The organism is Halomonas sp. IOP_31 (assembly GCF_021151495.1).
GTDB classification, from domain to species: Bacteria; Pseudomonadota; Gammaproteobacteria; order Pseudomonadales; family Halomonadaceae; genus Modicisalibacter; species Modicisalibacter zincidurans.
On the sequence record NZ_JAIRBP010000063.1, the window covers coordinates 1 to 6,101 of the forward strand.

4 protein-coding genes and 1 pseudogene are annotated in these 6,101 nt (G+C 61.3%); all 5 read right to left on the minus strand.

Annotated elements, in window-relative coordinates; genetic code table 11:
• Positions 1-73: 73 nt before the first annotated feature.
• Entirely contained in the window at positions 74-625 is a 552-nt protein-coding gene (locus K7I12_RS17085; RefSeq protein WP_201448209.1) for a hypothetical protein, read from the minus strand.
• On the minus strand, positions 622-1,602 hold the full coding sequence (locus K7I12_RS17090) for an Abi family protein (RefSeq protein ID WP_035575407.1): 981 nt from the start codon (positions 1,600-1,602) through the stop codon (positions 622-624). The genes K7I12_RS17085 and K7I12_RS17090 overlap by 4 nt, the downstream gene beginning before the upstream one ends.
• A 154-nt stretch (positions 1,603-1,756) precedes the next feature.
• Positions 1,757-3,805, minus strand: coding sequence for a type I restriction-modification system subunit M (locus K7I12_RS17095; RefSeq protein ID WP_231664774.1), 2,049 nt, complete (start codon positions 3,803-3,805; stop codon positions 1,757-1,759).
• 187 nt (positions 3,806-3,992) lie between these two features.
• A pseudogene (locus K7I12_RS17100) lies at positions 3,993-4,190 on the minus strand (IS1380 family transposase); the annotation flags it as partial.
• A 177-nt stretch (positions 4,191-4,367) separates the two neighbouring features.
• Positions 4,368-5,864, minus strand: coding sequence for an alkaline phosphatase (locus K7I12_RS17105; RefSeq protein ID WP_031385178.1), 1,497 nt, complete (start codon positions 5,862-5,864; stop codon positions 4,368-4,370).
• Positions 5,865-6,101 lie beyond the last annotated feature (237 nt).

Below are 6,101 nucleotides of genomic sequence, written 5' to 3' on the forward strand. Positions count from 1 at the left end.
GTTCGAGACCCTGCCGACACTCGGCGAGGATGACGATCTCGACACGCTGCTCCCCTGGCGCTGGAAAGAGACTCTACCGGTCTGACTCAGGCCCAACAGATGGGGTTCGTGGATCGCTTACAAAATTTCTCAAGAAATCATCTGGTACTCGTTTCTGACCACCAGCACCGTACATATGCGATTCACCCAGCTCTCTAAAAGGCCGAGAGGAAATTACCCGGTAGAGATACTGACCGGTTACCTGTGTTGCATTTGGACGTGCGACTGTAAGTTCAGTCGTACCAAACCCTACCTCCTCACGCAGGCCCCGCATGATAGCTCCCTTGCCATTTTCAAAGCAGGGGGTGATTTTCGCAAAGGTAACGTCGCCTTCGCTGAAGTAAGTGTACCCATCAATTACGTCGCCAATAGGGCGAGATTGTGTAAGATCAAGAGAGCCTTCCTCGCCAACGGCCTCCATCGGAATGAAGCTGACTTCCCTTGTATCCGGCAAGTGTCGAACTTCCGACTTCGAGGGGTTGAGCGTGGCAATAAACCGCATGCGCTTGATTTGCCAATGAACCGGAACCTCCCCCAGCCATTCGACACCGGAGTCCTTGTGCTCGGGATATTGCGGAAAACTCATCTATCCACCTCCGGCCTTGCATTGTTCACGGCGTCCCGCCAGAGCGCTTCGTGTTCCCAGCCTTTCGGAAACCCCATATGGGGCTTGGAGACATGGGAGTATTGATCGAGTAGTGTCACGAGACGCTCGGCCCAACGGCTGGTAGGTGACACGACTTGCATCAGCGATTCCATCACCACCAGCTGCATATAGAGTCGACGGCGCGGGTCGAGACGCTGCTGCGGATGCTCTCTGGAGCCTGTTTCGATCATAGGTGGAATGGAAGGCCAATCCGCCGGGGCTTTCCTGGGCATCTCGGGGCGACTGCCGAACTCCCGGTTCCAGACCCGGCCATGGTGAGCGCAGACGTTGCGCAGGTCGGAGAGACTACGAAACCATGAGCGCAGAACAGGGAGTTTCCAGCCGAAATGGCGCTCGATACGCTGGGTATCCTCGGGAAGCCGCAGCCTGGCCAGCAGGGTCGAGACCTCTTTGAAGGTCAGCAGCTCCACGGCCATCCAGATGGGCGGTTGATTAGGCGCTGCCCAGTACTTCCTGCGATAGTGGGCCAGGAAGGTCTCGATCTCCCGCCCCTTGGCCGCGTTTTCCAGCTTCTCCAACAGCCACCCATGGTTGTAACGGGTGTCAAAGATGCCGGGGTCCAGGTAGCCGTGAGGGCCATGGTGCTCGGCCAGGGTATTGGTCAACTGGTCACGTAGCGCGACCTCCAGCCGCTCGATGGCATCAAGCAGCAGCAATCGCAGCTCGCGATCGAAGACATAGAGTCGCAGCACATCCTCGAATGAGGCGCCCTCCAAGAAGCGGTGCTCTTGGAGGCCTGGCTGGTAGAAGGGGCGCGTGTAGGCTGAAAGGCGGAAATAGCTGATGTTGGCCAAGTAGTGACGTACCCGAGCCTCGTCGGGTATCGCCAGGCCACGGCTGCATAGCGTTGCGATCTGCTCTTCAATGCTGCGCGCAGGCTTGTGGAAGTCGCTCACACACGGCCTCCAGGCACAAAAAACCCGCCAAAGTGTGCTTCCGTGAGAGGCATGGCGGGTGTGTTGCCCGCAATACTAGGCTTTCCAGCAGAAAGCGTCAATGCGAATATCGTGCACAGCGCAGACGTGCGAGGAGAGGACAACAGGCCCATCGTCATGCCGACAGCTCCTCGATCATCGCCTTGATCCGGTCGGTGCAGGCTTTCAGGTCGGCGTCGATCTCGTCCAAAGGACGCGGCGGCACGAACGTGTAGAAGTGCCGGTTGAAGGGAATTTCGAAGCCGACGATACCGATGCGGCCATCCAGTTCGTCGCGTTTGCCTTCGTCGATCCAGGCATCGGGTACGTGAGGCTGCACCTCGCGCTTGAAGTAGTCGAATACCGACTCGTCAAGTGGCACGTTTTCAAAGTCGCGCAGGCTGGTGTCCGGCTCGGGATTGCCATTCTTGTTGGTGCAGATGTCCGCTTCCGAATCGCGCTCGGAGAGGGCGTTGAGAACGGCCTTGAGCGCCGGGGCACCGAGCTTGACGTGCTCTTGTTGCAGTTCGGCCTTGAGCGCGGCTTTCAGGGCCTTGGTGAAGGCGTCACGGTTGCGGTAGAGCGTAGTATCCCCATCCAGCGAGCGGCACGCCGTCAGGATCGCCTGTTGCTCGGCCTCATCAAGCTTCTGGAGGGGCTTCTCGTCGAGAAGCTTGCCGATGCGCTCGGGGCTGGCCTGGAAGTTGAGGCGCAGCGGGCGCTCCACGGTGATGCGCCGATAGCCGAACGCCTCGACCGGGAAGATCTTGCTCTCCTCGGTTTCCTCAAATACCCCGAACAGGCGCACGATCTCTTCGATGTTGCGGTCGTCGATGAACTGGCGCTTGCTGCCCAGCGACTTGCGCATCTTGCTGTAGCGCTCGGTGGCGTTGATCAGCTGCACCTTGCCCCGGCGCTCGTCCGGCTTGCTGTTGGAGAGAATCCACACGTAGGTGGCGATGCCGGTGTTGTAGAACATGTCGGTGGGCAGCGCGACGATGGCCTCGACCAGATCGTGCTGAAGTAGATAACGACGAATCTCGGACTCCCCGCTGCCGGCTCCGCCGGTGAATAGCGGCGAACCATTGAGGATGATGCCGATACGTGAGCCGCCGTCCTCGCGGGGGTCGGCCGCTCCCGGCATCCTGCCTTCCGCGGCACTTGTGCGTCCCTGCACATCGCGCATCTTGCTGACCAGGTGCATCAGAAACAGCAGCGAGCCATCCGACACCCGCGGCAGGCCGGGGCCGAAGCGACCATCGTAGCCGCGCTGCTTGTGCTCGTCGGTAACCTGCTTCTGGACCTTCTTCCACTCTACGCCGAACGGCGGATTGGCGAGCATGAAGTCGAACTTCTCGCCGGCCAGCTGATCGTCGGAGAGCGTGTTGCCCAGCTTGATCTGCGAAACGTCCTGGCCCTTGATCAGCATGTCCGCCTTGCAGATGGCGTAGGATTCGGGGTTCAGCTCCTGACCATGCAGCGAGACGGTGACGTTCTCGCTGACTTGCTGGACGTATTCATCGCTTTCGGAGAGGAAGCCGCCCGTGCCGGCGGTGGGGTCGTAAACGGTGACGATACGGTGCGGACGCAGCTTGTCGTCGCGCCCGGTGAGCGCCAGCGAGGTGGTCAGGTGCACCACATCGCGCGGGGTGAAGTGCTCCCCGGCTGTGTCATTGGAGCTCTCGGCGAACTTGCGGATCAGCTCCTCGAAGATCACGCCCATGCCGTAATTGCTGATACGTTGGGGATGTAAATCAATGCTCGCGAAACGCTGCATCACCTGATAGAGCAGGTTGCTGGCGCTGAGTTGCTGGACAAATTCCTCGAAGTGGAAGTGTTCGAAGATCTCGCGGGCGTCCTGGCTGAATGCCTGCACATAGCTCATCAGGTCGTCGGCGGGCTGGGTATCGGAGAGCGTGGCCAGACTCAGCGGCGAGGCGTTGAAGAACGGCTGACTGGCGGCGCGCAGCAGCAGCTTCTCGCGCACCGCCTCGGGTTTGCTGACGTGTTCCTGAGCGGCATCCAGAACCTGCACCTTGGTTGGCTCAAGCACGCACTTCAGGCGGCGCAATAGCGTGAACGGCAGGATGATGCGCCCGTACTGAGATTGTCTAAAATCGCCGCGCAGCAGGTCGGCGACGGACCAGATGAAGGCGGCCGTCTGAGAATGGCTTTCGGTGCTCACTGAATGTTCCCCGATGTCGATGCTGTGCTTCGCTGTAACGTCATGATACAGGGCTAAGGCCACTTAACGGCAAGCTGACTAACCGACCTCAAGAGCGATATGAAGTGGTCCAATTGGAGCGGACACCCCGATAAGCCTCATAATGGAGGCAGTGGAGGTGTTCATGAACAAGAAGACTCGACGTCGGTTTTCCGGTTAATTCAAGGCGGAGGCGCAGCGGGTGGCGCGGATCGACCAGAGTGTCTTCAAGCGCGTCGATCACGCCACTGCTGTCGAGGGCTTCACGCAGCAGCAAGGCGCCGCTGTCGCTGGTGGTGCGCTGGCCAAGCTCAACGCGAATGGACCCGTGGCAGGGCGGAATCCAGGGAGATACGCTTTCACCCATGGCGGATGGTCATCTGAAGTCAGGTTGTTGTAATAACTCACTAATTTATAAAAAGAAAACCACTCGCCATCTCATTTCCAGGCCGCCCTCATGAATAAGCCGGGATGAATAGCGACCCCCTTGCCGGCAACGCAAGGGCGGGGCCACAAGGCCCCGCCCTTGCGTTGCCGCCGACCCTTATTGGGTGGCGGCGTGAAGCATCACGTTGAAGAGGTAGTTCTGCTCGATCTGGCCGTCGATCAGCTGCGACCACGGCCCCTTGGCGTAAACCGCCACATCCGCGGGCGAGTGGGACTCGGAGTCCTGCGGGATCAGTGCAAGCTGCTGATAGTCCAGCGCGGTTGCTTCTTGCTGGGTCACCACCGGGCGCCCCCCGTCAGGCCCGGCAGGCGCGCCTTCAGCGAGAATCGAGCTTTCCCCGTCGCCATACACGGCGGCGGTGTAGGGCTTGCCGTCCCCGGCCAGGTTGGGCTCGTCCAGCGCCTCGATGCCCTCGTTGTTGACCTGCATGCAGAGGCCGAGAATGTTCGAGCCGCGCCCGCAATAGCCGTTGAAGGCCAGCCCGTGGCTATGGTCGGCGGTGACGATGATCAGCGTGTCCTCGTCGTTGGTCATCTCGTCGACCAGTGCCACCGTGCGCGCGAATTCGGCTCCGTCCGTCACGGCGCGGGCGAGGTTGGTGCCGTGGTTGGCGTGGTCGACGCGTCCGCCCTCGATCTGCATGAAGAAGCCATTGTCGCCGGCCTTCGCCTGAAGATTCTTCAGCGCGATCCGGGTCATCTCCGAGAGCGACGGCTCGTCTTCGCGGTCGGCCTCGTAGGCCATGTGGCTGCTTTCGAAGAGCCCCAGGATCGGGGCTGAGCCGTCGGTAGGCAGATCGGCGGCCGTCGCGGCGTTCCAGGCATAGGCGGCGCCCATCTTCTTGGCTGCGTCGATCAGGTTGCGCCCGTCCTGACGGCGGCCGTCGTCGCCCTCGTCGCCCGTCGCGTCGGCAGGAAGGAAGCTGCGGCGCCCGCCGCCCATGGCGACATCGATGCGGCCGGCCTTCATCGCCTCGAGGAGCTGATCGGCGATATCTTTCTGGGTACTGCAGCCTTCGGGCACGGACGCCTCGAAGTCGCGGTCCACGCTGTGGGCGTAGGCTGCCGCAGGCGTGGCGTGGGTGACGCGCGTGGTGGTAACGATGCCGACCTCCTTGCCGAGATCGGTGAAGACCTCGGAGGCCGTTGCGACCGCGTTGCCCGGCAGGGTCGAGCAGTCGCCGCGATTGACGTTGGCGTTGACGCCCAGCACCCCGATGTCGGTCTTCACGCCGCTCATCATGGCGGTGCCGGTGCCCGCCGAGTCCGGCGTCTGCGCGTTGACGTTGTAGGTCTTGACCAGCCCGGCGGACGGAAATTGCTCCTGAGGCAGCGCGTAGTCGTCGCCGTAGCCGCCTGCCTGCTGGCCCATGAAGACGCGCGTGGCATAGTTGGTGGCCACGCCGTTGCCGTCGGCGATCATGATGATCACGTTCTTGGCGGTGTTGGTGTTCGGCTGCTGGGCCAGTTCGGCGTCAAGGCGCTTCTGACCGGCCTTGTACCAGTCGCTGTCGGCCTGGGGAAGGTCAACCTCCTGCGCCAGGACCGGCGTGGCGGCAAGAGTGGCGGCAAGTGCGATATACGAGGCTTTCATGGGCCCCCTCCTGTTTCAACGAGTGATTGCTACGTGAAGCCCGGCGTGCCCAATCCCGGCCCCGGTACCAGGCACGGTAATCAGCGGATGTAACAATCGTGTGAATGCAACAGGTTTTGTAACTATTCAGCTCATGCCGCCTGATCCTGGTCGTCCTGTCGCATGAAGGTGGGCACCTCGCCGGCAAACAGTTGCTCCAGCGCCGTATGCGCCGCCATGCCTTGCTTGACCGCGGTC